This is a genomic window from Pseudoalteromonas sp. SG44-5 (genome assembly GCF_014164175.1).
Classification (GTDB): Bacteria; Pseudomonadota; Gammaproteobacteria; order Enterobacterales; family Alteromonadaceae; genus Pseudoalteromonas; species Pseudoalteromonas nigrifaciens.
Map to the genome: position 1 here is coordinate 1 of NZ_JACJES010000068.1, position 393 is coordinate 393.

A 393-nucleotide genomic window follows, 5' to 3' on the forward strand; every position below is an offset into this window, starting at 1 on the left:
ATAGAATGGTGGGGCATGATGGATTTGAACCATCGACCAATTGATTAAAAGTCAACTGCTCTACCAACTGAGCTAATGCCCCGCTCTATGCACTTAATTTAATTAAGCTTACGTAAATCCGCCGACTCCAGCCATTCTTAAGTATATAAAGAATGGTGGGGCATGATGGATTTGAACCATCGACCAATTGATTAAAAGTCAACTGCTCTACCAACTGAGCTAATGCCCCGCTCTGATAACTAACTAGCAAACCTTGCTGTTTAGTTACTTGCGTAAATCCGCCGACTAATACTTTACTTTCACTGCTCATAGAATGGTGGGGCATGATGGATTTGAACCATCGACCAATTGATTAAAAGTCAACTGCTCTACCAACTGAGCTAATGCCCCGCT

General features: G+C 42.2%; 3 tRNA genes. All 3 read right to left on the bottom strand.

The features are described from left to right. Positions 1-6 precede the first annotated feature (6 nt). The 3 genes from H5079_RS18225 to H5079_RS18235 all read right to left on the bottom strand — a co-directional run bounded on the left by H5079_RS18225 (position 7) and on the right by H5079_RS18235 (position 390). Positions 7-82, bottom strand: a tRNA-Lys gene (locus tag H5079_RS18225). A 71-nt stretch (positions 83-153) separates the two neighbouring features. Next, a tRNA-Lys gene (locus H5079_RS18230) sits at positions 154-229 on the bottom strand. An 85-nt stretch (positions 230-314) separates the two neighbouring features. After that, positions 315-390 (bottom strand) — tRNA-Lys (locus H5079_RS18235). Between the last annotated feature and the right edge of the window lie 3 nt (positions 391-393).